Genomic DNA, 24,954 nt, shown 5'->3' on the forward strand with positions numbered 1-24,954 from the left:
TTTCTTGCCGATCTATTCTATGACAGCCACTTACTGAGTGGCTGTTATTTTTTTGGGCCAAAAGGTTGGTCAAGGCAACAAAATTGGTTTTATTTTGAAATTGATAAGGATTTAATCGATTATCATACAAATTGATATGAACTCTATTAGGGGGATATTTATTGAATTACTTAGGATGGAATGCATTTTCCACGGAAAATTTCAAAAAGTGCAGGTTTATGTTTGAACAGGCTACTAGGAGATTAGGGACCGAACCGATTAGTCATTACCTTGTTCCAAAGGATAAGGGACCACCTAATCTAGCTATCGTTTCAACTTAGGAAATTAAATTCCTTTATTCACAGCTTTCCAAATATGAAAGGATGATGCTTTATTAAAAGACTAGCTCAATATTTTCGCTCATTACAATCCGGACAGTCATCATATAGTATGATTTACGAAGACCCAACCTATTGGAATAATGAAGTTGCCTACTACATTGAAAGGACGCATAAACTCACACAAGATAAACCTTGTATCACCATACAAATACCTTTTGACCGTCTCGGCTTAGATGAAAATATGAATCAAATTGTTCTCTCGGATTTTGCATTAAGAGAATGGGTTGATCATATTGAGGCATTAAATGAAGGGATTTATAACCGGTCACGTTCTGATAAAGAAAACGGTGCTTTTTATTGTTTTCGTCCAACCAATGTGTTGATGCAACGTAATGCATCATTTGTCGAAGTCATCTCAGGAAAATGGTATTTATGTATAATGATTACAGTTCAACTTCCATTCAAGGATAATAATAAAGCAATGCGCATGCTCTGCAAAATGCTTCTAAAAGAAGTGGAGAAATTTATTGCTAAGTTTGATCTCATCAAATTAAATGCTGCTTTTGAATTGACAAAAAAACAAAATATGATTCGCGAATGGCTAAAATCTAGTGGTTATTGTGCGTTTATTGGGAATGGCAGCATTTTGCCAAGAAATAAAGACAATAGCGGCCCACTAGAGGATGCCTTGCCTTTTACATCCCCGGAAGATGTTGAAGTAGAAATTTGTGGTATGCGGGGAATGGGTATAAAACATGGCGTGACGGTCATTACCGGCGGTGGTTATTCGGGTAAAAGCACTTTGCTGGATGCACTAAATTCTGGGATTTACAATCACATCAAAGGCGACGGACGAGAATTTGTGATAACAGATCAAAGTGCAATGGAAATCTCTGCAGAGGAAGGCCGCTCCATAAAAAATATCAATATTACGCCTTTCATAAAATGGATACCCCATAATTCGGCTGAATTGTTTTCGACTGACTACGCCTCGGGTTCCACATCTCAAGCTGCAAATATTATGGAGGCAATTAACTACGGGTGTAAGCTTCTTCTTATTGATGAAGACAGAAGTGCGACCAATTTTATGATTCAAGACAACAAAATGCGTTCATTAATCAAGCGCGAACCCATTACACCATTTACAGAACGTGTAAAGGAGCTACATGAGGCTGTTGGCGTATCTTCTATTCTTGTTATTGGAGGGAGCAGTGAATTTTTAGCCGTAGCCGATCAAATCATCCTAATGGACAATTTTGTGCCAAAAAACGTAACAGAGGAAGCAAAAAATTTATGTGAACTCGAAATACCCCGAGAGCGAATCCCCCATACAAAATGGGAGATAGAAAGAAATATAACTACCGATCACTTTTCGAGCTATCCATAGGGCAGTGGTACAGAGAAGTTGATCGTTTCAACGATGGGATATATGATGATCGGTGATGAACAAATTGATATTAGAGGGCTTTACAATATCACATCACACGCACAGCTTGCAGCGATTGCCTTTTTAATTCGAAAAATAGCTATAAGGAATCAGGATCGCACCATCTTTCTTCATGAAAAGATCAAAAAAGAACTTGAAGAAATGGAGAAAGAAGGAGTGGATATTGTATTTTCTTCCTTTTTTCCTGGTTTCGAAAGATGGCTTGAATTACCTAGAATTAATGAAGTATTATCTGTCATAAACCGGATGAAACATTTGAATTTTATTCAACCTGAGCCATCTGAACATCTCTAATTACGACATAAATATTAATTATCTTGATAATCAAATAGTAAAGTTAAAAAATTGCATTGAAAAGTCTCAGAAACCAACAAGTGAACAATATAAAAAAGCTATTCTCATCTTGTGAGAATAGCTTTTAAAAATACTTAAGCTTCCATAATTAAATCATAAACTAATGTAGGTTCTTCTACTTTTTCAGCAGAAATTTTAATGTTTTCTAGTAAGTCTTTTTCAACTTCACTAATATCTTCTGTGCTTGAATAAACAGTAACTAATGAATCGCCTTTTTTAACTGCTTCGCCTACTTTTTTGTTTAGCATTAATCCAACAGCTAAGTCAATAACTGATTCTTTTGTTGCACGTCCAGCACCTAATTTCATAGCAGCTGTTCCAACAGCATCAGCTACGATTTGTGAAACATAACCGTCTTGCTTCGCTACTACTTCTTTTACATATTTAGCTTGAGGTAATTTTGATGGATCATCTACTACTGAACCGTCTCCACCTTGAGCTACTAAGAATGCTTTAAATACTTCTAAAGCTTTTCCGTTTTTCATGTTTTCTAGAAGTTTAGCTCTTGCTTCTTCAATTGTTGCAGCTTTTTTAGCTAATACAACCATTTGACTACCTAATACTAAACATAATTCTTCTAAATCTTTTGGACCTTCACCTTTAAGTGTGTCAATTGCTTCTTTCACTTCTAATGCATTACCAATCGCAAAACCTAATGGTTGGCTCATATCAGAAATTACTGCAACTGTATGTCTTCCAACGTTGTTTCCAATCTTAACCATCGCTTTAGCTAAATCGCGTGCATCATCAATATCTTTCATAAATGCGCCTGCACCTGTTTTAACATCTAAAACAATTGCGTCTGCACCAGCAGCAATTTTTTTACTCATAATTGAACTTGAAATTAATGGGATTGAGTTAACAGTTGCTGTTACATCACGTAGTGCATATAACTTTTTGTCAGCAGGTGTTAAATCTCCAGTTTGTCCGATAACAGCTAATTTAATATCATTTACTTGTTTTGTAAATTCTTCTTCTGTTAATTCAACATGGAAACCTTCTACAGCTTCTAATTTATCAATTGTACCACCAGTGTGACCTAAACCACGTCCGCTCATTTTTGCTACTGGAATATCTAAAGAAGCTACTAATGGACCTAATACAAGTGTAGTTGTATCACCTACTCCACCAGTTGAATGCTTATCTACTTTGATTCCTTCAATATTTGAAAGATCAATTGTATCACCAGAGTGTACCATAGCCATTGTTAAATCACTGTATTCTTTCTCAGTCATTCCCTTTAAGAAAACTGCCATTGCAAAAGCACTCATTTGATAATCAGGTACACTTCCATCTGTGAAACCTTTGATTACAAAATTAACTTCTTCAGTTGTTAATGTTTTTCCGTCACGTTTTTGTTCAATTAAATCTACCATTCTCATTTTGAAACGCCTCTTTCTGATTTGTGTATATTACTTCTAATGAAAAGTGACTTCCACATAATGTAGAAGTCCTTTATATTTTCGTTAACTTTTGAATTAACCGATTTTACGAATAATCTCTTTTACTAAAGATAAAAATGAAGCTCTTACTCTTTGGGTTGTTTCAATTACTTCTTCATGGTTTAGAGGTTGATCTAAAATTCCCGCTGCCATGTTTGAAATACAAGAAATACCAAGTACTCTTAATTCAGCATGACGTGCCACAATTACTTCAGATACAGTTGACATCCCTACTGCATCAGCACCTAATGTTCTAAACATGCGAATTTCAGCTGGTGTTTCATAAGATGGTCCTGTCAGTGCAGCGTAAACTCCTTCTTGAAGTTTTACATCTACTTCACTAGCAGCACTTTTTGCAAGTTCTCTTAATTCACGGTCATACGGATAAGACATATCGACAAAACGAACACCTAGCTCTGGGTTATTTGGTCCAATTAGTGGACTAGTACCAGTAAAATTAATATGGTCTGTAATTAACATTAAATCACCAGGTTCGTATGAAGTATTAACTCCACCTGCAGCATTCGTTACGATTAATTTTTCAACACCTAGTTCTTTCATGATGCGAACAGGGAATGTAACTTTTTCCATGCTATAACCTTCGTAGTAGTGTACTCTTCCTTGCATTGCTACTACTTCAATACCATGTATCGTACCAAAGACTAGTTGTCCTTCATGTCCTTCAACTGTTGATGTTGGATATTCAGGAATTGTATGATACGGAATTTTTTCTTGGTTTTCAATTTCATCAACAAGAATTCCTAAGCCAGATCCTAAAATCAATCCAATTTTAGGCTGTCTGTCAACTTTACTTTTAATAAATTCAGCGGCTTTATCAATATTTTCTTTATTCATATGTAACTCCACCTTATTTCAATTTTTCAAAAAAACTTGATCCATGTGATGGCATTGTAACTTTAAAGTTTTCTGCAATAGTTGCTCCAATATCGGCAAACGTTTTTGGAATTTCTAATTCTTTACCTTCTGAAAACTGTTTACTATAAACTAATAACGGAACATATTCTCTTGTATGGTCTGTACCAGTATAAGTCGGATCGTTTCCATGATCGGCAGTAATCATCAATAAATCATCTTCTTTTAATAAATCAAATACTTCTGGTAATCGTGCATCATATTCTTCTAATGCTTTACCGTAACCTAGCGGATCTCTTCTATGACCGTATACAGCATCAAAATCAACTAAATTTAGGAAGCTAATACCTGTGAAGTCCATTTTTAGTGTTTCAACTAATTTATCCATACCATCCATATTAGAAACAGTACGTAATGCTTTCGTAATTCCTTCACCATCGAAGATATCAGCAATTTTACCGATTGAAATCACATCTAAATTCGCATCTTTTAACTCATTCATAACAGTACGTCCAAATGGTTTTAATGCATAGTCATGACGATTTGGTGTACGTTTAAAGTTTCCAGGTTCACCAACAAATGGTCTCGCAATCACACGCCCAATCATGTATGGATCATCTAATGTTAATTTACGTGCAATTTCACAATAACGATATAAATCTTCTAAAGGAACAACTTCTTCATGAGCTGCAATTTGTAAAACAGAATCAGCAGACGTATAAACGATTAAATCGCCTGTTTTCATATGCTGTTCACCAAGTTCAACTAAGATCTCAGTTCCTGAAGCAGGTTTATTCCCAATTATTTTACGATCAAAATGGGTTTCTAATTCGCTTATTAATTCTTTAGGGAATCCATCAGCAAAAACTTTAAATGGTTTATCAATGTGAAGTCCCATGATTTCCCAATGTCCAGTCATTGTATCTTTTCCGACTGATGACTCTTCCATTTTTGTATAATAAGCAAGTGGCTTATCGGCCTTTGGAACCCCTTTCAATTCTCTTATATTACTTAAACCTAGTTTTGCCATGTTCGGCATATGTAATCCATTCATTTCTTCAGCAATATGGCCTAGTGTATCTGAACCAACATCATTAAATTTTTCTGCATCTGGAGCTTCTCCAATTCCTACAGAATCCATAACAACGAGGAACACTCTATTAAATTTTCTATTCATTTGTTTTCCTCCTAACTCATCGAAACAAACTTAAACTTAAATGCTAGCGTCAGATGTCTGACAACTAAAGTATACTTATTGTCCTAATTCTTTTCAAGAAATATATTTTCCAATTTGTGTCTATTGATACTATATTTCCCCAGAATCATAATAAATTGACATAAATAATTCATAAATACATTCTTTTTTATTAAGTTGCTAATAATGATGATATGTAAAATTACACTCTTCCATACATAATGCAAAAAGAAAAAGCCCAAGCTTTTTTAGCTGGGCCTTTTAAAGTATTATGCGGTTTGATTTTCTGTATTTGCAACTTGATGTTTTTGTGCTTTTCTTCTAGAAACAATTGTACCAGCTCCAATTACGATTGCAGTCATGACAATTTTGAAAGCTAAAGCAATTGCAGAATTATCAAAAGCATCGTGAATCATTTTTTCATGAGTAATCATTCCAGCTGCCGTCCAAGCTAAGATACCTGAACCAATTGTTGTAATTATTGGGTATTTGTTCATAATTTTCATTAATAATGAGCTTCCGCCAACAATAATTGGAATTGAAATTAAAATCCCAATTACGATTGCAACTAAGCTACCATGTGATACACCAGCTAAAGCTAAAACATTATCAAGACTCATTAACGCATCAGCAATGATGATTGTTCTAACTGCTCCCCATAATGTTGCACCACTTTTAACTTCGCCGTGTCCAGAGTCATCGACTAATAATTTAAAAGCAATCCATAATAACATTAAACCACCGATTGCATAAATAAAAGGAATTTTTAATAAATACACGATTACTGCTGCAAATACGATACGTAGTCCAATTGCACCTAATGTACCAAATAAAACTGCTTTTTTCTTTTGGTCTGCTGGTAAGTTTTTCGCTGCTAATGCGATTAGAATAGCATTGTCACCACTTAATAACAGGTCGATAAAAATTACATTCAATAGTACGCCAATACTTAATCCGTCAAATAAATCCATGACTATTCCCCCTTATGAAACTACTATTTTTAATTAAACAACCTGTACCCGTGACTACAAAATAAAAAGACCTTTGCCAATAGTTGTAGTTCTACGGCAAAGGTCTTGCTGAGCACACATATGTATGCCAACAAAGCCGATGAGAATTTCTTCTCATGTAATGACGACTTTGTTTCAGAATCTCTCCTGACGCTACTCCCCTTTGGAGTATTCGATTGTTTATTAATAATATAATAGTATTCTAGCTAGTCCATTATGTCAATAGATTTTTAACCGGTTTTTAATTATAAGTTTTATCTTTTATTTTCAATGTAAATAATTAACTTATTGCTTTGTCAATATTTTTGGTCCATTACTTGTTATCGCTAAAGTATGTTCATATTGTGCTGAATTTTTTCCATCTCTTGTTCTTGCTGTCCAGCCATTTGAATCCATTGTTGATTGCCATGATCCTAAATTAATCATCGGTTCAATCGTAATGACCATCCCTTCACGCAGTCTTAAACCTTTACCTGCCATACCAAAATGTGGAACATATGGCTCTTCATGAAGCGTTGGTCCGATGCCATGTCCTGTAAAATCACGCACAACTGAATAACCTAATGATTCAGCATAAGTTTGAATTGCAAAGCCAATATCACCAATACGGTTACCTACTACAGCTTGTTCTATACCTTTATATAAGCATTCTTGGGTAACTTTTAATAAGTCCTTGTTTTCTTTAGTAATATTCCCTACACCGTATGTCCAAGCGGAATCAGCAAGCGCGCCATTTAAATTTACGACCATATCAATCGTTACAATATCTCCATCTTTTAAAGCTTTTTTACGAGGAAATCCGTGGCAAATCTCATCATTAATTGAAGCACAAGTTGCATAGTTATATCCTCGATAACCTTTTTGCTCCGGTTTCGCACCATTTTCAGCTAAAAACTTTTCTACAAATTGATCAATTTCCCAAGTCGTAATCCCTGGCTTAATCATTTTTGCAATTTCCTTATGCGTAGCAGCCAATAAAGTACCTGCTTCATCCATTAAGTTAATTTCACGTTCAGTCTTAATCGTAATCATTTAGTTCATCCTCTCAAGTCACCTAGTTTCGGTTCTTACATGATTAATTTAATATATTATTCTTTTCACATTATAACAATCTTTTCCCAAGAAAAAAGAGCTTTATTTAAGCTCTTTAGTGTGTAGACAAAGTTTTAAAAATCTGTTTTTCAGACTGAACAGTCTAAATCTGAGATTAAGCTCTTGGATGAAACTCTTTATAAACATCCTTAAGTCTATTTTTCGTTACATGTGTATAAATTTGTGTTGTAGATATATCTGCATGTCCTAACATTTCTTGAACCGATCTTAAATCAGCGCCATTTTCTAATAAATGTGTTGCAAATGAATGACGTAAAGTATGCGGTGTTAATTCATGCTGAATATTTGCTTTTTCAGCTTGCTTTTTTAAGTTTTTCCAAAATCCTTGTCTAGACATTCTATTTCCATGATGATTTAAGAAAAATGCATCATTATTTTTTTTACCTTTTAAATCATTTCTTGCTAATTTTAAATAATTTTCAATTGATTCAATAGCAAGTTTACCTAAAGGAATAATTCTTTCTTTACTACCTTTACCTAAACATCGCACAAATCCCATTGTTAAATTAATGTCAGATAGATTTAATGATAATAACTCTGACACCCGCATGCCAGTAGCATATAGCAATTCTAACATGGCCTTATCTCTTAAACCAAATGTAGAGTGATCAGGTACTTCTAATAAAGCCTCTACTTCCTGTAGTGATAAAACCTTTGGAAGTACTTTTGGGGCTTTTGGAATTTCTATTAATAGTGAAGGATCGTCTTTCATCCCATCAACCTCACGAATTAAAAATTGATGAAATGAGCGAATTGTTGCTAATTGACGAGCCATTGTTCGTGCCGTTAAATCTCTTTCTTTTAAATATTTTAAATAACTAATAATATGTAACCTAGTTATATTTGCGAGACCATTTATATTTTCAACAACGTCCAAATATTTTCCGTAGCTTTCTAAATCCTTGCCATATGATAGAATTGTATTTTTAGATAAACCTTTTTCTACTTGGATAAAATGGATAAAATCCTCAGTTGCAAAATCAAATTCTTTTTTAAAAGGTGTTTTATCAGTCGTTGTCACATTTCATTACTCCCCGTTTTGATAAAACCGTACCAATTGGTTAAAAGCACCATCCTTTTTATGAATGTCCACCTTTAACATTGAGCCTTCTGGTCGGTCATATCGATGCATATTTTCATATTCAGAATGAATCCATTGAATAGCAAAATAAAATAAAATTGTACATGTAATGAATAAAATTGTAACTTTTATTACATTAAAAACAATACTTGCTCTTTTTTTCATATGACCACCACCTTTTGCTAGAAGTAAAGACATCATTACTACATACTATGCAAAAATAGGACAAATCATACTTCAAAAAAGCAACATTAATCATTACCAGTGTAATTTTTAGAACATGAAAAAGAGCAGACTCTTTTTATTGAACTGCTCCGTCTTTTAAGAATCAAAAATAAAATGATTTTAATTAAATTAAAATCATTTTACTACTCTTCGTTTTGATCATGGCAACGATGACATACACCATGAAATGATAATCGATGATCTTTAATTTTAAAATTCCAACGTTCTTCAACTGTCTTTTCAACTTCACTTAATAGATTTTCATGAATTTCATCTACTGCTCCGCAAACCGTGCAAATTAAATGATGGTGAAAATGTTGTGCACCTTCATGTCTTAAGTCGTATCTTGAAACGCCATCACCAAAATTTATTTTATCAACAATTGTTAACTCAGTTAGTAATTCTAACGTACGATAAACAGTAGCAAGTCCAATTTCTGGCGATTTTTCTTTCACTAGGAGGTAAACATCTTCTGCACTTAGGTGATCTTCTTCGTTTTCTAATAAAACACGAACAGTAGATTCCCGTTGTGGTGTTAATTTGTATCCTGCTAAATGTAGTTGTTTCTTTATTCGTTCAACTCGTTCTTCCATTCTTTTCACTCCCTCGCCACTTGATAATAATTATAACAAAGAAAGAGAAAGTGTCAAAAATTATTTGTTAATTTTTTGAAACAATTATTTCTGAGATGGCTTTTAAAAAATATGTTGAACCATATGCTTCAATAATACTTGCCATACTTAAGCAAACAGCAACAATTCCAAAAACAATAGAATACGAGACTAACTGTTTCATAATTGGTTCATTATCATTTTTAATAAATTGCTTTCGAATCATTCGAATAGATAGCTGAACTGCTAAAACAGTTAAAAGTATATATAATGGTAAAACGATCACATTTTGTGGAAAAACAGAAGAAAATGCTAATAAAATACCATGCCAACCTAATTGATTGACTAAAAATCCAACTGTAAATCCAACTACCAATCCTTTCATAAATAATAAAATAAGAATGATTGGTAATCCGATGATTGAGATCCCTAAAACCCAAATCAATGCTAAAAACTTTAAATGAGAGGAATAGCTAGAAAGGAACACTTCATTTCCGCTTATATAATCCCCATTATTAACTTGTCCAAAAAAATGTGTAATAAAGGATAGAATATCCTGCTTTTGACTCACATTCATACTATTTACGATGACTGCTCCAAATACTACACCAAAAAGTAAAATCACACTAACAAAAATATAGAGTGACAAATAATCTTTAACATGTTTTTTCATCGTTGATTTGACTGAGCTTCTTGTCATGATATCATCTCCTGCACTATATTCTCTCTTCATTTTATGAATGGACAAGTAATTTATTCTATTAATTTATAAAAGTTGAAAAATTAATCATAAAGAAAAAGTAGGTCTAGTTGCTATTTTATGGAAAGGGATGATGATTTTGTTGTCATCAAAAATTTTTAAAAAATATAAAAAAGCTGTTAAAGTCAGTCAACGACTAAAACAGCTTTGTTTTAATTTAATAATTCAATTTGTTTTTTTATGATTTGACCGATTGAATTAGCATTTTCTTCATTATTTCCATAAATAGAAGAATGTGTGTAGCCTTCTAATGTTTGACGGTTACCTTGATTCGTTGTTTCACAATATTCATTATGATATTTTTCAACTTTATGTAGTAATTCCTTTTTTTTCTTCAGGTTAAGTTGTAAGCCACTTTGATTAGAAGCTGTTAATACTAGTAAAGGAATATTCATTTTTATTTTCAATGCGTCCTTAATTCGTAAGTTACTATAATTTAGGTTTTTCCACTCACTGACAACAGTCTTCCAATGCTTATAACTTTTAATTGCGCTAATCATTTCGAACTGGTTCTCCGGTGAAGTTTTCATCATTTTATTAATTAATTTATTTGGAATTACCTTAGTAAGATTAAATCGGTTCGCGTTCTTCATCATTAACGCAAATTGATATAGTAACTTATCATATAATTTCTGCTCTTGTTCTTCTAGGGTCGGATGTGTTGGATCGAGTAAAACCATAGATTGGATAGAATTTGGAAAAAGCCGAGACAATTGGAATACAATATATGCCCCCAGAGAATGTCCGACAGCAATTAAAGGACTTTTAATATTTAATGCTAATAAAATATCATAACATTCAAAAGCTTGTTGCTCTGTTGATCGTTCTGTCGTCCATATTCCACTTTTTCCATAACCTAAGCGATCGTACGTTATAACTTTGGCATATTTACTCAACTCTTCTTGTAAATACTTCCATTGATGAAGAGTATGCATCATTCCACATTCTAAAAGAACTGTAACTTTGCCATCCCCTTTTACTCGAACGTGATATGTGCCAAGCTCACCATTAACAAACAATATTCTCACCTTCATCGTATTTGATTAGTTGTCTTATTGTATTCATTTTTCCTATTTTCTATTTTATCTTTCATTCTTTAATTTTTGCTTAATAAAAGTGAAATGCTGTTTTTCAATATAGGCATTCAATAAGTCATAAAAAAAAGACGTTAAAAAAATAACGTCTTTTTTCTCAAGATTTTTATATCGTTTCATTTTTTGCTTCGTATGCTTCTTTTACTTCTGCATAAAATTGTGCCTGAGAAGTATAAAAATATGGTGCTACATAAAATAAAGCAAGCCCAAAAGTGATGATCACTAATAGACCCCAACCGATGAATGAAAGCCCTAGTAAAAAGAATTTCCATTTATACCCATCCATCATTCTTCTACTTAATGTAATTGCATCTAGTGCATTCATTTCTGGAAAATCTTTTAAAATATATCCAACTTGTGAATACGCGATTGATTTGATAATCCCAGGAATGATTAATAAAACAGTCCATAATACTGTAAATAAAGTTACTAAAAATCCAACTATTATTCCTCTTATAAATTGATGCCCACTTTTAAAATAGAAAAATATATCCGATATGTTTTTTTCCTCAGCACGAATCAACTTTAAAAAGTATACAAGTAATCCATAACCTAGTAGCGTATTTAAGATTGCAGTAATAATTTCGATTACGGTTTGGATTCCACCAGGTATTAAATCTTGTTGATCAAAATCTAAAGTTATACTCCCTGTATAATGATAGTTGACTGGCCCATTAAGTAACATATAAATAAGTCCTTGTAATACACCAAAAACCACAAGTGTTAAAATCGCTTTACCCCAATTACCAGATAGACGACTTTTAGCTGTTTTTTTAATTGACGAAATTCTCATCTACTCATCCTCTCAAAAAATGTCACTTTATTTTACCATGTTTATTACCACTTTTTGAGAGATATTTTTAATTTTAATTTAATTTTTTTGTAATAATTGTAAATATTGGACTGCAAAGCATGTTTTCGCATCATGGATTGAACCTTTTTTTAGCTCTTCTAGACACTCGTCTAATGTTAGCTCAAAAATTTCGACAAATTCATCTTCGTCTAAAACTGCACTATTTTCTAATTTCTTTAAACCTTTTGCTACATATATATGTATATACTCGTCTGCAAACCCCGGTGATGTATAAAAAGATTGAATATGCTCCCACTCGGCTGCTTCATATCCAGTCTCTTCTTCTAGTTCTCGTTTAGCCGTTACAAGTGGCTCTTCGCCTTTTTCTAATTTTCCCGCTGGAATTTCTAAAAGACTTCTTTCTAGCGCTTTTCGATACTGCTCTACAAATACTATTTTTCCTTCACTTGTAATTGGAATTACAGCTACCGCACCTGGATGCTTTACGATTTCACGTGTACTTGTATTTCCATTCGGTAATTCTACTTTTTGATGATAAAGAGAGATTACTCGTCCTGTGAATATTTTTTCTTCTGCTAGTGTTTTTTCTTCAAATTTTTTCATTTTTTTCATCACCTTGTTCTAATTTATATGGTTGTCACATACATTTTATCATTTATTTCATTAAAATACTTTCTGAAATGAGGTAGTCTGATGAAAATGTGTATGACGGAAAATTCTGTTGTCCTTGTAGGCTCTAAAACAGAAATTTTAAAAAGCCTCGAAGTTATTGCTATGCAATATAAAACGGTTCAAGAATGGATTCAAAACTCCAATGGCAAGCTTCTCTATGTTGTAAAATAATTCTCTTTTCCCTACAATTAAACTTGGAGGGATTTATATGAAAAAACGTAAACTTGGTTCTACTTTATTAGAAATATCCGAAATTGGTTTAGGTTGTATGTCTCTTGGGACAGAAGAAAATGAGGCAATTTCAACAATTCATGCAGCAATCGATGCTGGTATTAATTACTTTGATACTGCTGATTTATATGATTTCGGTAAAAATGAAGAAATCGTTGGTAAAGCTTTAAAAGGTCGCAGAGATCAAGTGGTTATTGCAACGAAGGTCGGAAACCGTTGGAATAATTCACATGATAATAAATGGTATTGGGATCCATCGAGAGCATATATTAAAGAAGCTGTAAAAGACAGTTTACGTAGACTAAATACAGATTATATCGATTATTATCAACTTCATGGTGGAACAATTGAGGATCAATATGAAGAAACTATATTTACTTTTGATGAACTAGTAAAAGAAGGCTTAATTCGCCATTATGGAATCTCTTCAATTCGTCCGAATGTTATTAATCGATTTATAAATCATTCATCTATACAAGGTGTTATGATGCAATATAATGTACTTGAGCGTAGACCTGAAGAATTCTTTCCGCTTTTCGAAAAAAATAATATTTCTGTCATTGCACGTGGTTCTGTAGCAAAAGGATTATTAACAAGTAAATGGGAAAAGAAACTATCTAACAAGGGCTATATGTCATATTCAGAACAAGAATGTACTGAAATAATCCGAAAACTTCTCCAACTTCTCGATGAAGAACAATCCTTACATAGCTTAGCTTTACAATATGCTCTTTCTCATAAAGCAGTTTCATCATTAGCTGTTGGAGCTAGAAATAAAGAACAATTACTAGATAATATTAACGCTTACTTTGCAAAACCATTAAATTCACAACAAATCGCCCAAATAAAAGAAATTTCACTTCTTACGAATTATGAGGAACATCGTTAAGCCACTCCTTCCTTCCATGGAAGGAGTGTTATTTCTTCCATTTACTTGCTTTTCTATCGATTTCATCTAAAAATTCTTCTTTACGTCCTCTTTTATTTTCTAATTTGTTTTTAGCAAGTTCTTTTTTTAATTTTATATATTCCATTGCTTGATCAGTATGAGCGATCATATATTCCCTAAATGCAATATTTCGTTCAATAGCAGCATTTCCTTTTTCATATACTTGAATATGGAAACTACTATTATCATCACATTTTATAAAAAGTCTTCTGTCTTGCTTAGATAGATCCCCCAATTGTTCGTAACCTAAAGTTTTTAGAACATCACTATACTCATCAAACTTTTTTAAGTATTTTACAACGATCATTAAGTCAATGATTGGCATCGCAAACATATTCGGAATTGAAGTACTCCCTATATGATAAATCGCTGCTTTCTCTGGTAATAATAGATCAATTGCCTTTTTTTCAGACTGAAAATCTTCTTCCCAGGAAGTACGATAAGGTACAATTTCAATATTCTTTTTCATTTTAGAACACCTACACTTTTTTCATTAACTTCCTTTTATAGCATTCGTTAAAGGACAATTAATTATTGAAAAAATTAATTGCAGTAGAAAAAGCATAAAAATAGACCTTTTACAATCGTGACCTTCCACCTATTCCATAAACCCTATGTTTAAACTGTTTTCATTAAAATTCCCTAATCCCTTTTACCCTTACTTTCACTTAAAAAATGTTCAAAAATCGTAATTTAATACTAAATTAAATTTTGGTTAAAATACTCACAATTTCTTCTTTAAATGGTTTCTTTGAATTATAATTATTTTAGTTACTAAGATATTTAGTTACGTTAACTTTTTAGTACTTCCTATATTCTAAGGAGAGAATGAAATGTCAGAAAAACCAATCATTCGAAGTGAATTTATTCCATCTCTTATAATGGAATTTAGAAAATTCAGCACTTCAATCGTTCTTTTTAATGAAGGGCTTGCCTCAAACCTTCATTTAAATGCGACTGATTTACGATGTCGAGAATTACTTTGCCACACTGGTCCGATTACAGCTGGAAAGTTATCTCAATTAACACATCTAACTACTGGTGCTATAACAGGTGTTATTGACCGACTTGAAAAAGTCAACTTTGTTGAACGTATTCAAGATCCTAATGACCGTAGACGAGTAATTATTCAACCTGTGTATGAACGTGATGATGAATTAGCAGAACTTTTTAAACCATTATCTGACTCTCTTTCTAATATTTTTAATCAGTATGATGACAAAGAGTTAACATTATTATTTAAATTTTGGAATGATATTAATGAATTGATTCCAAAAGAGACTAAAGAATTAAATAAGGGGGAAACTTAATGGTTTCAAAAGAGAGTAAGGTTGGCTTTGTCGTAGCAGGTCTATTATTAGGAATGCTGATGGCGGCTATGGATAACACAATTGTTTCAGCTTCAATGCCGACAATTGTTGGAGAACTAGGTGGTTTAGACCAATTTATTTGGGTAACCTCTGCCTATTTGGTTGCTACTATGGCAAGTATGCCGATTTTTGGTAAGTTATCAGATATGTATGGACGTAAACGATTTTATTTATTAGGACTTATCATTTTCTTAATTGGTTCCGCATTATGTGGAACAGCAAATAGCATTATTCAATTAAGTATTTATCGTGCGATTCAAGGAATTGGTGGAGGTTCACTAATGCCAATCGCCTTTACAATTATTTTTGATATTTTCCCACCAGAAAAACGAGGAAAAATGACTGGTTTATTTGGTGCAGTTTTTGGTCTTTCTAGTGTATTTGGACCACTTTTAGGTGCTTATATTACTGATCAAATTGATTGGCGCTGGATTTTCTACATCAACCTACCTTTAGGTATTATTTCTTTATATTTAATTTCACAGTTTTATAAAGAAAACCTTCAGCTTAGAAAACTTAAAATCGACTGGTTTGGTGCGATTACACTTGTTGGTTCAGTTGTCAGTTTAATGTTTGCTCTTGAATTAGGTGGAAATGAGTACGATTGGAATTCTGCTCCAATTATTTCCTTATTTGCAATCTTTGCAGTATTATTTATCGCATTTATTCTAATTGAAAGAAAAGTTGAAGAGCCAATTATTTCATTTAGCTTATTTAAAAAGCAACTGTTTGCAGCAACACAGGGTGTTGCATTTTTCTACGGTTCTGCTTTCATTATTACGACTGTATTAATTCCACTTTTTGTTCAATCAGTTTATGGTGGTACAGCTACAAATTCTGGTATCATTCTTATTCCGATGATGCTTGGTTCGGTTGTAGGTAGCCAAGTAGCAGGTCAATCAGTACGTAAATTTAGTTACAGAAGCATCATGTTAGTTTCAGTTGTTTTATTCTTTATTGGAATGTATTTATTAAGCACTTTAGATACTGATACAGCTAGATCAACAGTAACATTCTACATGATTATCGCTGGTCTTGGGATGGGCTGTTCATTCTCATTATTAAGTATGGCAACTCAACACAAAATCGAACCTCAAAAACGAGGCATCGCTACATCAACAAATACTTTCTTTAGAACATTAGGTATGACAATTGGTGTAACAATTTTTGGTACAATTCAAAACCACGTATTTAAAAATAAATTAAGTGATTTACTTGGAAATATTAGCGCATTTGGCGGAAAAGTTGATTCACGAGCATTATTATCCGCTGATGCAAGAGCTAAAATTCCACCAGAAGTACTTCATAAAATCTCAGAAGCAATGGCACATTCAGTTGCAACTACTTTCAAATGGACATTAATTCCGATTACTTTAGGTTTTATCGCGATTATCTTAATGGGTAAAGAAAAATTAACATTTGAAGTAAAAGAAAATAGAGCGAAAAAAGCTCAATAAAAATAAAGCCAAATCCATTCTAATATGGATTTGGCTTATTTTTTTCTTCTATTAAATACTTTGAATAATACATTTGGAATACTTTGTAAATCTCTATTATTTCTTCAATTTCATCACTTAACATTCTTTCTATTTCATTCATTTGTTCTCTTTTTAATTCAAATGATTGCAAGCTATCTTCATATTTATTTAGCATTTCATAAAAAAACGTACAGTCAATTTTACATATAGAACCATCCGAGTAGTGGCCTGATTCTCTTAATAATGTATTCCAAGAAAGTTCACCATTTTTAGAACTTAAAAAAAGACACGCTAAATGTAGGTTATTAAATTTTATATAAAAGTCCGGGCTTAATGTTTCTAGGTCAGAGTAAGCATATTCAGAAACAATCCCACTTGCATCATTTGAGCTTTTAGTAATCGCTAATTCTAAAATCCAGTAAGGTGGATTTTCTAAAGACTCAATAATTGAATCACACCACAAATAGTAGTGTTTGTAAAAAATTAATCCTGAATCGATCATCTCTACAATTATTTTAGCATTGTTTTTGGTTAGGTCTATACTCATCCTCCAACTATCACCCCCTATCTTATTGCTCATAGTCATCTTAAACCGTTATTCAAATAATGTATACGTTCGTTCAATAACCTATCTAAGAATTCACTTATACCCTTACAATCTTTGAAATAATTTATTTATTAGTTTAAAGATTTCATGTGATTTAAGTCACAAACAATGATTATATCCCGCCATATAATAAGTTTATTCAAATTGTTAGGGGGATGAATGATGTTTTGTAACCAATGTGAACAAACTCCGGTTGGTGGTTGTAAGATTGTAGGTGTATGTGGAAAAGATGAAACAATTGCAAGTTTACAAGATACGATGGTTTATGGGTTAAAAGGAATTGCAGCTTATCGTACACATGCTGCTCAATTAGGGTATACCGATCCATTTGTTGACCAAGTAACACATGAAGCTCTGTATATGACTTTAACAAATTCTAATTTTAACTTACAAGAACACATTGATATGGCTATGAAAGTAGGTAAAGCCGCAATTCGTGTAATGGAGCTATTAGATGAAGCCCATACAAAACATTTTGGAATTCCTGAACCTGTTCAAGTTTCTTCTAATAAAATCGAAGGAAAATGCATTGTTGTGACTGGCCACAATTTATTTGCATTAGAAGAATTGTTAAAACAAACAGACGGGAAAGGTTTAAATATTTACACACACTCTGAAATGCTACCTGCTCACGGTTATCCAGCATTAAAAAAATATACACATTTAAAAGGTAACATCGGAAAAGCTTGGTTTGATCAACGTCGTTTATTTGAAAAATTCCCTGGAGCGATTTTAGCAACCACAAACTGTGTGATGCCAATAAAGGGAAGTTATGCAGATCGCTTCTTCTCATATGAAGTGGCGGGATTAGAAGGAGTAACAAAGATTATAGAGGAAGATTTTTCGCCATTAATTCAACGTGCATTAGAACTACGAGAAGCAAATATAGAATCAGAAGAAGTAATGACTACTGGTTACCATCACGAAACAGTTTTGTCTATTGCTCCTGAAATTGTAGAAGCTGTAAAAAACGGGAAGATTCAACGCTTCTTTGTTGTAGCAGGTTGTGACGCCCCAGGAAAAGGTGGAGAATATTATCGTGAGCTTGTCACTTCTTTACCAAATGATACAGTAGTTTTAACAACCTCTTGCGGTAAATTTCGCTTTAATGATGTAGATTACGGTACTGTAACTGGTACAAACATTCCTAGATTTATAGATTTAGGGCAATGCAATAATTCAGTTTCAACAATAAAAATTGCGGCTGCATTAGCGGATGCATTTAATTGTAGTGTCAATGATTTGCCTGTAAGTATTATACTTTCTTGGTTTGAGCAAAAAGCCGTGGCTATATTATTAGGGTTATTTAGCCTTGGAATCCAAGATATTCGAATCGGACCTAAAGCACCAGACTTTATTAATGAAGGCGTATTAAATGTATTAGTTGATACATTTGGCTTAAAATTAATTACGAATGCACAAGACGATTTGAAAACAATTTTACAAGGATAATAGCCTGAATGAACAATGAACTTCTCTTAAAAGAGAAGTTCTTTTATTTATTTTTCAGTTCCAACATCAATGAATGCTTAGAGTTTGTTCAATCATTTCGAACGTATTTTTCTGTGTTGCTATATACCATATTTCAAAATAAAAATAAATAAACAACTATAGATAAATAGTTGTTTCAGTGTGTAGACAAAGTACTAAATACTTGATTTTCAGACTGATTGCAAGCGCTTGTCTTTCGAGGCACGAAGCATGGTGAGGAGCGGAGTTAACTTTAGGCGGTAATGAGCACCGCAGACAGGCGAAGTAACGAAGAAAGCGAGCGTTTGGCGGGCAGTCTGAAACAACTATAGATAAATAGTTGTTTCTTATCCACCAATATAAGACATTTCAATTTTACGATTTTTATGACTTTCTTCTGTGCGGATCTCAGAGTATCTGTCATCTCTTTTTTCCCATAATGATTGAATTATTGCTGAAATGTATTGATCTGTAACGCCAGTGCGCAACATTTTTCTTAAGTCATACCCTTCTGAAGCGAATAGACAAGTGTATAGCTTTCCATCTGTAGATAGGCGGGCTCTCGTACATGAACCGCAGAAAGTTTCTGTAACTGATGAGATAAATCCGACCTCAGTATTCGTTCCTTTATATCGATATCGTTTTGCTACCTCGCCAATGAAATTCTGCTCTACTGGCTCCAACTGATATTGTTCTTGGATCAGATCGTAAACTTGCTTCTTCGAGATAACATCTTTAAAATTCCATCCATTTGTACACCCTACATCCATATACTCTATAAATCGTAATGTAATATTTTTCTCTTTAAAAAAATGAACCATTGGTAATACTTCAGTATCATTTAACCCTTTCTTTACTACCATATTTACTTTGACTTCTAACCCTGCTTCTCTAGCTGCAATAATTCCGTTTAAGACTGTGGAAACGCTCGTATTCATATTATTTATCTTCATGAAAACTTTATCATCCAAGGAATCTAAGCTCACATTTACGCGGCAAATTCCGGCTTCTTTAAGTGCTTTGGCGTTTTTTGCCAAAAATACACCATTTGTTGTTAACGTCACATATTTAATTCCTTCAATTTTTGAAAGACGATTAATCAGTATTGGTAGATCTTTTCTTAAAAGAGGTTCCCCTCCTGTTAAACGAATCTTTTCTACACCTATTTTTGCAAATAATTTAGCTAATCGAACAATTTCCTCAAAGGATAGGATTTCATCTTTACTCATAAAGGGATAGTCAACCCCAAATATCTCTTTAGGCATACAATAACTGCATCTAAAGTTACAACGGTCTGTTACAGATATTCTTAAATCTTGAATTGGTCGATTGCGGGTATCGAGGATATTGGCCATTATTTTCCTCCCCCTTCTTCTTATGTATGATTTTCAGCTAATATTAGCATACAAAATTATTTCACCTTATGATGTATGTCACAATCTGGTTGTATAAGCTATTCAGTATTTATGTTCCAGAATGCCTTTTTTGGAGGAGTTACTTTTCATTTGCAAAATGCAAGTTTAACCAGCTACTACGTCAATCTTTTATATTCAATATCCTTAGAGTTCTATGATATTCTATAGAATGGTATTATAATAATAAATGTAATACATAAAATACTTGTTTTCATGATAAATACATAAAATCAATGATGTTCAACTATAACGAAGCGGAGATACTTTGATGGAAAAAAATAATAATAGAAAAAGTGACCTTTCAATCGTTTCTAAAGATTTGGCTTCCTTATTACAGTCAATCGGATCAACTCGTTCAGTAAATAAAGACACCTTCTTATTTCAAGAAGGAGAAGATGCTACAGAATTGTATCTAATTAAATCAGGAATGATCCAAATAAGTAAGCTGACTTTAAATGGTGATGAATTAAATCTTCGTATTTGTAAAAAAGATGACTTAATTGGAGAATTGACTCTCTTTTCAGAGAATGCAAATTATATGCTAAGCGCATACGCTTTAGAAGAATCAGAAGTGCAGGTCATTCCGAAAGATATTTTGGAGAAAAAACTAATTAACCATGCTCCATTGACATTTGAATTTATGAAATGGATTTCTACTCATCTTAGAAAAAATCAATCAAAGATTCGAGACTTAGTATTGAGTGGTAAAAAAGGCGCACTTTACTCTACACTCATCCGTATATCGAACTCTTACGGAGAAATAATAGAAAACGGAATTCTTCTTAATATTCATCTTACCAATCAAGAATTAGCTAAGTTTTGTGCTGCTACTAGAGAAAGTGTTAATCGGATGTTAAGTGATTTAAGGAAAAAAGATGTTATTAGTTATTCTCCCGATGGAAAAATTATCATCAAAGATTTACAATTTCTTAAAAATGAAATCGGCTGTGATAATTGCCCAAAAGATATATGTAACATAGATTAGTTCTTTAGAAGACTATTTAAGTATAAAGCTGATTAAATTTGTCTTTACATAATATTATTAAATACTTGATATTAAGTAACCTTAACTTTACTTCTAACTAGTTAAGGTTATTTATTTTTTAATTACTTGTATTTCTCTTTAAAATAGATTGGTCCTCCAAATTCCCCCTCATTTCCCACCATCTAACTGATTTCACAACATCTGATCGCTATTATTTGAGCTATATGTGTGAAAAGAGTCACAGTTTGGTTCAAATCGTTTTTATATAATGATGAAAATATACGGTCTTGTAATTTAGGGAGAGAAAAAAATTGTATAAACCTGATTATTTACTTTATTTGAAAAGCCTCTGTTTGTTTCAAGATATCAATCATAACCTCTTAAAAAAAATAGTTGATGCATCCAATCTATACTTTAGAGAAACAAATGAAAATATACCTATTCATAATGAACAGAATATGATTATCATTTTAACCGGAAAGGTAAATGTTCATATGATAGAATCGAGTGGCCTTCAATATAAAATTGGCAACTTAAACTCAAGTGATGTTTGTTTGCCTAGTATCTTTCTGTATACTCATGTTAACAATTCCATTATTCTTGAAGTGACTCAGTCTTCGGTATATATTGAAGTCCCATATTTATTTATAAAAAGCTTGTCTGTTAAAGAGCCTATTTTAAAACGTAATATTTTGCGCTCTTTACATAAAAACCTTCAAAGTACTTACGAAGAAATTTTCAATATGATGAGTTAACGAATAATTTAAAATATGTTATCCATTCTTGCCCCATTTGTGTGATATACTTCACAACGCTTCTTTCCATTGATTGGTAAAATTTAGTTAGTAAATTTTATTATTGATCCATTGAAAGGGGCATCATTATATGAAAAGTTCTAAAATCCAATTACCTCTTCAAACATCAAGTCTCATCGTAGGGTTCATGGTTTGGGTACTCATTTCTTCACTCATGCCAAATATTCGCCAAGATATTGAATTAACAAATGGTCAAGTCTCTTTAGTCACTGCCATCCCTGTAATTTTAGGAAGCATCTTACGTATTCCAATCGGGTATTACACAAATCGATTTGGAGCTAGACCCATTTTCACCATCTGTTTTCTTGCACTTTTATTTCCTGTATTTTTCATTAGTCATGCTGATTCACTTTTAGATTTAGTTATTGGAGGATTGTTTGTTGGTATAGGTGGTGCAATCTTTTCAATCGGAGTCACTTCACTACCAAAGTATTATTCTTCAAATAAACATGGTTTTGTGAATGGAATCTATGGTTCTGGTAATATCGGTACAGCCATTACTGCATTTTCGGCACCTGTTTTAGCTAAATCATTTGGTTGGGAAACAACAGTCAGATTTTATTTAGTTTTACTAATTGCGTTTGCCCTATTAAATTTTCTATTCGGTGATAAAAATGAGAAGAAAGTAAATGTTCCAATTGTAAAGCAGGTAAAAGAGGTTTATCGTAATTCAACTTTATGGTCACTTAATTTATTCTATTTCATAACTTTCGGATCGTTTGTTGCCTTTACAATCTACTTACCAAATTTCTTAGTTAATCATTTTAATTTAAGTCCTGTTGACGCTGGTATACGTACCGCTGGATTCATTGCTCTAGCAACAGTTTTCCGACCAATCGGTGGATTCCTTTCAGATAAATTCAATCCTTTCAATATTTTATTGTTTGTCTTTGGTGGACTAACATTCTCAGGAGTTCTATTATCTTTTTCTCCTACTATTAAACTATACACAGTAGGGGTTTTATTAGTAGCAGTTTGTGCAGGAATCGGAAACGGTACAATCTTTAAATTAGTACCACTTTACTTTTCAAAACAGGCTGGTATTGTAAATGGGTTAGTTGCTGCTATGGGAGGTTTAGGAGGCTTCTTCCCTCCATTAATATTAACAGCTGTATTTAGCTTGACAGGACATTATGCGATTGGATTTATGGCATTATCTGAGTTTGCACTTCTCAGTTTTGTTATTGTAGTATGGATGACTTTCCGTGAAAAATTGAAAACGGAATATAAAATATTAGAAAATACAGCCCAAGCAATGATGGTTACAAATGAACATGGAGTAATTCAAAAAATAAATCCTTTCTTCACGAAAGTAACAGGCTACAAGAAAGAAGAAGTCATTGGTAAAAAGCCAAATATCCTTCAATCTGGACATCACAACAAAGCATTCTATATACAACTTTGGAAACAACTCAAAGATCAAGGTAATTGGCAAGGTGAAATTTGGAACAAACGAAAAAATGGTGAAGTTTATTTAGAATGGCTGACGATCACTCAAGTGTGTGACGATCATGGTAAAGTGATTTATTATATTGGACAATTTAGTGATCTATCTACAAGTAAAAGTAAAATAAACTAAAAATGTAGTTTATTCTATAACTTATGAAAAACATAATACTTTACATATGGTGCTCCTATAAAGGGGCACCACTTTCTTTTTATGTATTGAACTATGTATATAATACTTTTTCTACCACTTACATGTAATAAATGTCACAGGAGCTTTCTTCGTTATCTTTTATAATAAGGAATGAATTGATCGTAAGTGATAAAGCCACGGGAGGAGATATACATCATGTTAACTGTTGAATTACACTCTATTAGCCCTGATCTATCTATAGAACATACTCTTCATATGAAAGGATTTAAAATTCAAGAAGGAACGTATTTTTACACAAAAGATAACATTAAATTAGAAGGTATCATAGATTCTAATAAAAGATGTCTAAAAATCAATTTCCCCCCACAATTAAATCTAAAACAATATACAACCGTACACCATATTATTAAGTATCTTATTCTAGTTCTTAATGCTGAATATAATGATTCTCAAAGTTTATTAGGCTACTTATCTACTGGAGAAGGAGCATACATCATTACAAATTGGGACTATTGGGTTGCCTTTCTTCAAAAAGCAAGACTACATAGTTTAGAAGGAAAAAAAGTACGAGTATTCGATGAAACAAATAAAGAAATTGCCTCTGGTATGTTTATAAGCTACAAAACGGATGAACAATCATCAAATATTACAGAATGTATATTGATTACACATTTTGGTGAGAGATCCTTTAATGGAAGCAGTTTATTAATTGAAGCAACAAACGAATGGTAACTGAAAATACTTAACTTATTTGAAACGCAATTTCAATCATTGTTCTGTTTTTTGTAAAGTTATATAAATAACGTGCTAATTGGTATTAGAAATAAAATGAGAAAAAGGCATTGCTCTTGAGTGGTGCCTTTCGTAATCTCCTATTGCTTCGACCAAATAATTCTCTTGGAGTGCTTCTTCACATAACTCCTTCAACTTCATTGAAAAGTATCTTACTTTTTGGTCATCTATGTTATCAGAATTGTATTTTTCCGATAAACCATTACAAATGTTTATTAACTCCATTATCTC

At 32.6% G+C, this 24,954-nt stretch carries 26 protein-coding genes; 11 read left to right on the forward strand and 15 right to left on the reverse strand.

All coding sequences use genetic code 11. The features are described 5' to 3' along the window. Positions 1-429: 429 nt before the first annotated feature. Entirely contained in the window at positions 430-1,707 is a 1,278-nt protein-coding gene (locus tag AB1282_RS21450) for a P-loop domain-containing protein (protein WP_429900347.1), read from the forward strand. A gap of 18 nt (positions 1,708-1,725) precedes the next feature. After that, the gene (locus AB1282_RS21455; protein ID WP_429900348.1) at positions 1,726-2,061 is read left to right on the forward strand and encodes a hypothetical protein; all 336 of its coding nucleotides are present in this window, start codon (positions 1,726-1,728) and stop codon (positions 2,059-2,061) included. Between the two features lie 134 nt (positions 2,062-2,195). Here the strand turns inward: AB1282_RS21455 and AB1282_RS21460 are convergent, their stop codons facing one another. From AB1282_RS21460 to AB1282_RS21515, 12 genes are all read right to left on the reverse strand, one after another. Continuing rightward, positions 2,196-3,503, reverse strand: a complete 1,308-nt coding sequence (locus tag AB1282_RS21460) for a pyrimidine-nucleoside phosphorylase (protein ID WP_429900350.1) — start codon at positions 3,501-3,503, stop codon at positions 2,196-2,198. Positions 3,504-3,599: 96 nt separating this feature from the next. Beyond that, a complete protein-coding gene (locus AB1282_RS21465) occupies positions 3,600-4,418 on the reverse strand; it encodes a purine-nucleoside phosphorylase (protein ID WP_056466918.1) in 819 nt (272 codons plus the stop codon). 13 nt (positions 4,419-4,431) lie between these two features. Beyond that, positions 4,432-5,613: a phosphopentomutase gene (gene deoB / locus AB1282_RS21470; RefSeq protein WP_390311493.1), complete on the reverse strand. Its 1,182-nt coding sequence runs from the start codon at positions 5,611-5,613 to the stop codon at positions 4,432-4,434. A gap of 287 nt (positions 5,614-5,900) precedes the next feature. Next, a complete protein-coding gene (locus AB1282_RS21475) occupies positions 5,901-6,602 on the reverse strand; it encodes a TerC family protein (protein ID WP_056466924.1) in 702 nt (233 codons plus the stop codon). Between the two features lie 324 nt (positions 6,603-6,926). Beyond that, positions 6,927-7,673 (reverse strand): type I methionyl aminopeptidase, encoded by a 747-nt coding sequence (gene map, locus AB1282_RS21480; RefSeq protein ID WP_056466927.1) that lies wholly within the window; start codon positions 7,671-7,673, stop codon positions 6,927-6,929. A gap of 175 nt (positions 7,674-7,848) precedes the next feature. After that, positions 7,849-8,775: a site-specific tyrosine recombinase XerD gene (gene xerD, locus AB1282_RS21485; protein WP_056466928.1), complete on the reverse strand. Its 927-nt coding sequence runs from the start codon at positions 8,773-8,775 to the stop codon at positions 7,849-7,851. Between the two features lie 6 nt (positions 8,776-8,781). Then, complete coding sequence (locus tag AB1282_RS21490) at positions 8,782-9,000, reverse strand: YqzK family protein (RefSeq protein WP_056466929.1); 219 nt, start codon at positions 8,998-9,000, stop codon at positions 8,782-8,784. Positions 9,001-9,203: 203 nt separating this feature from the next. After that, on the reverse strand, positions 9,204-9,653 hold the full coding sequence (locus AB1282_RS21495; protein ID WP_056466931.1) for a Fur family transcriptional regulator: 450 nt from the start codon (positions 9,651-9,653) through the stop codon (positions 9,204-9,206). 67 nt (positions 9,654-9,720) lie between these two features. After that, on the reverse strand, positions 9,721-10,371 hold the full coding sequence (gene spoIIM / locus AB1282_RS21500; protein WP_056466934.1) for a stage II sporulation protein M: 651 nt from the start codon (positions 10,369-10,371) through the stop codon (positions 9,721-9,723). Between the two features lie 212 nt (positions 10,372-10,583). Next, on the reverse strand, positions 10,584-11,450 hold the full coding sequence (locus AB1282_RS21505; RefSeq protein ID WP_429900354.1) for an alpha/beta fold hydrolase: 867 nt from the start codon (positions 11,448-11,450) through the stop codon (positions 10,584-10,586). Between the two features lie 181 nt (positions 11,451-11,631). Next, on the reverse strand, positions 11,632-12,318 hold the full coding sequence (locus AB1282_RS21510; RefSeq protein ID WP_056466939.1) for a DUF975 family protein: 687 nt from the start codon (positions 12,316-12,318) through the stop codon (positions 11,632-11,634). A 78-nt stretch (positions 12,319-12,396) separates the two neighbouring features. Beyond that, positions 12,397-12,942, reverse strand: a complete 546-nt coding sequence (locus tag AB1282_RS21515) for an NUDIX domain-containing protein (protein WP_056466947.1) — start codon at positions 12,940-12,942, stop codon at positions 12,397-12,399. 90 nt (positions 12,943-13,032) lie between these two features. Between AB1282_RS21515 and mciZ the strand changes: the two genes are divergently transcribed. Next, positions 13,033-13,182 carry a Z-ring formation inhibitor MciZ gene (mciZ, locus tag AB1282_RS21520; RefSeq protein WP_156339604.1) on the forward strand — a complete coding sequence of 50 codons (150 nt, stop codon included), beginning with the start codon at positions 13,033-13,035 and terminating at the stop codon, positions 13,180-13,182. A gap of 37 nt (positions 13,183-13,219) precedes the next feature. After that, a complete protein-coding gene (locus AB1282_RS21525; RefSeq protein ID WP_429900357.1) occupies positions 13,220-14,131 on the forward strand; it encodes an aldo/keto reductase in 912 nt (303 codons plus the stop codon). A 28-nt stretch (positions 14,132-14,159) separates the two neighbouring features. Here AB1282_RS21525 and AB1282_RS21530 read toward each other — a convergent pair whose 3' ends face one another. Then, positions 14,160-14,660: a GrpB family protein gene (locus AB1282_RS21530; RefSeq protein WP_056466953.1), complete on the reverse strand. Its 501-nt coding sequence runs from the start codon at positions 14,658-14,660 to the stop codon at positions 14,160-14,162. Positions 14,661-15,024: 364 nt separating this feature from the next. Here AB1282_RS21530 and AB1282_RS21535 point away from each other — a divergent pair, with 364 nt between their 5' ends. Together AB1282_RS21535 and AB1282_RS21540 are read left to right on the forward strand one after the other, a co-directional pair. Continuing rightward, a complete protein-coding gene (locus AB1282_RS21535; protein WP_056466957.1) occupies positions 15,025-15,501 on the forward strand; it encodes a MarR family winged helix-turn-helix transcriptional regulator in 477 nt (158 codons plus the stop codon). Then, a complete protein-coding gene (locus AB1282_RS21540; protein WP_056466958.1) occupies positions 15,501-17,018 on the forward strand; it encodes an MDR family MFS transporter in 1,518 nt (505 codons plus the stop codon). The genes AB1282_RS21535 and AB1282_RS21540 overlap by 1 nt, the downstream gene beginning before the upstream one ends. 19 nt (positions 17,019-17,037) lie before the next feature. Here AB1282_RS21540 and AB1282_RS21545 read toward each other — a convergent pair whose 3' ends face one another. Then, complete coding sequence (locus tag AB1282_RS21545; protein WP_056466960.1) at positions 17,038-17,586, reverse strand: hypothetical protein; 549 nt, start codon at positions 17,584-17,586, stop codon at positions 17,038-17,040. Positions 17,587-17,808: 222 nt separating this feature from the next. Between AB1282_RS21545 and hcp the strand changes: the two genes are divergently transcribed. Beyond that, a complete protein-coding gene (gene hcp, locus AB1282_RS21550; protein WP_429900360.1) occupies positions 17,809-19,098 on the forward strand; it encodes a hydroxylamine reductase in 1,290 nt (429 codons plus the stop codon). Between the two features lie 365 nt (positions 19,099-19,463). On the opposite strand, the gene moaA is transcribed toward hcp, so the two are convergent. Continuing rightward, a complete protein-coding gene (moaA, locus tag AB1282_RS21555; protein WP_429900362.1) occupies positions 19,464-20,471 on the reverse strand; it encodes a GTP 3',8-cyclase MoaA in 1,008 nt (335 codons plus the stop codon). 328 nt (positions 20,472-20,799) lie between these two features. Between moaA and AB1282_RS21560 the strand changes: the two genes are divergently transcribed. From AB1282_RS21560 to AB1282_RS21575, 4 genes are all read left to right on the forward strand, one after another. Beyond that, on the forward strand, positions 20,800-21,516 hold the full coding sequence (locus tag AB1282_RS21560; protein ID WP_429900364.1) for a Crp/Fnr family transcriptional regulator: 717 nt from the start codon (positions 20,800-20,802) through the stop codon (positions 21,514-21,516). A 311-nt stretch (positions 21,517-21,827) separates the two neighbouring features. Beyond that, complete coding sequence (locus tag AB1282_RS21565; protein ID WP_429900366.1) at positions 21,828-22,271, forward strand: hypothetical protein; 444 nt, start codon at positions 21,828-21,830, stop codon at positions 22,269-22,271. A 130-nt stretch (positions 22,272-22,401) separates the two neighbouring features. After that, positions 22,402-23,910 carry a nitrate/nitrite transporter gene (locus tag AB1282_RS21570; RefSeq protein ID WP_429900368.1) on the forward strand — a complete coding sequence of 503 codons (1,509 nt, stop codon included), beginning with the start codon at positions 22,402-22,404 and terminating at the stop codon, positions 23,908-23,910. A 216-nt stretch (positions 23,911-24,126) separates the two neighbouring features. Continuing rightward, positions 24,127-24,663, forward strand: coding sequence for a hypothetical protein (locus AB1282_RS21575; protein ID WP_429900370.1), 537 nt, complete (start codon positions 24,127-24,129; stop codon positions 24,661-24,663). Positions 24,664-24,954 lie beyond the last annotated feature (291 nt).

It is taken from the genome of Gottfriedia sp. S16(2024), from assembly GCF_050473765.1.
Taxonomy (GTDB): domain Bacteria; phylum Bacillota; class Bacilli; order Bacillales; family Bacillaceae_G; genus Gottfriedia.

Bases quoted from the DNA above. Each gene is read 5' to 3' on its own strand.
- mciZ (WP_156339604.1), top strand. From the start codon at position 13,033: ATGAAAATGTGTATGACGGAAAATTCTGTTGTCCTTGTAGGCTCTAAA.
- AB1282_RS21510 (WP_056466939.1), bottom strand. From the start codon at position 12,318: ATGAGAATTTCGTCAATTAAAAAAACAGCTAAAAGTCGTCTATCTGGT.
- AB1282_RS21460 (WP_429900350.1), bottom strand. From the start codon at position 3,503: ATGAGAATGGTAGATTTAATTGAACAAAAACGTGACGGAAAAACATTA.
- AB1282_RS21575 (WP_429900370.1), top strand. From the start codon at position 24,127: ATGTTAACTGTTGAATTACACTCTATTAGCCCTGATCTATCTATAGAA.
- moaA (WP_429900362.1), bottom strand. From the start codon at position 20,471: ATGGCCAATATCCTCGATACCCGCAATCGACCAATTCAAGATTTAAGA.
- AB1282_RS21495 (WP_056466931.1), bottom strand. From the start codon at position 9,653: ATGGAAGAACGAGTTGAACGAATAAAGAAACAACTACATTTAGCAGGA.
- hcp (WP_429900360.1), top strand. From the start codon at position 17,809: ATGTTTTGTAACCAATGTGAACAAACTCCGGTTGGTGGTTGTAAGATT.
- AB1282_RS21525 (WP_429900357.1), top strand. From the start codon at position 13,220: ATGAAAAAACGTAAACTTGGTTCTACTTTATTAGAAATATCCGAAATT.
- AB1282_RS21490 (WP_056466929.1), bottom strand. From the start codon at position 9,000: ATGAAAAAAAGAGCAAGTATTGTTTTTAATGTAATAAAAGTTACAATT.
- spoIIM (WP_056466934.1), bottom strand. From the start codon at position 10,371: ATGACAAGAAGCTCAGTCAAATCAACGATGAAAAAACATGTTAAAGAT.
- AB1282_RS21475 (WP_056466924.1), bottom strand. From the start codon at position 6,602: ATGGATTTATTTGACGGATTAAGTATTGGCGTACTATTGAATGTAATT.
- AB1282_RS21570 (WP_429900368.1), top strand. From the start codon at position 22,402: ATGAAAAGTTCTAAAATCCAATTACCTCTTCAAACATCAAGTCTCATC.
- AB1282_RS21535 (WP_056466957.1), top strand. From the start codon at position 15,025: ATGTCAGAAAAACCAATCATTCGAAGTGAATTTATTCCATCTCTTATA.
- AB1282_RS21515 (WP_056466947.1), bottom strand. From the start codon at position 12,942: ATGAAAAAATTTGAAGAAAAAACACTAGCAGAAGAAAAAATATTCACA.
- AB1282_RS21450 (WP_429900347.1), top strand. From the start codon at position 430: ATGATTTACGAAGACCCAACCTATTGGAATAATGAAGTTGCCTACTAC.
- AB1282_RS21545 (WP_056466960.1), bottom strand. From the start codon at position 17,586: ATGAGTATAGACCTAACCAAAAACAATGCTAAAATAATTGTAGAGATG.
- AB1282_RS21465 (WP_056466918.1), bottom strand. From the start codon at position 4,418: ATGAATAAAGAAAATATTGATAAAGCCGCTGAATTTATTAAAAGTAAA.
- AB1282_RS21530 (WP_056466953.1), bottom strand. From the start codon at position 14,660: ATGAAAAAGAATATTGAAATTGTACCTTATCGTACTTCCTGGGAAGAA.
- map (WP_056466927.1), bottom strand. From the start codon at position 7,673: ATGATTACGATTAAGACTGAACGTGAAATTAACTTAATGGATGAAGCA.
- AB1282_RS21540 (WP_056466958.1), top strand. From the start codon at position 15,501: ATGGTTTCAAAAGAGAGTAAGGTTGGCTTTGTCGTAGCAGGTCTATTA.
- AB1282_RS21560 (WP_429900364.1), top strand. From the start codon at position 20,800: ATGGAAAAAAATAATAATAGAAAAAGTGACCTTTCAATCGTTTCTAAA.
- deoB (WP_390311493.1), bottom strand. From the start codon at position 5,613: ATGAATAGAAAATTTAATAGAGTGTTCCTCGTTGTTATGGATTCTGTA.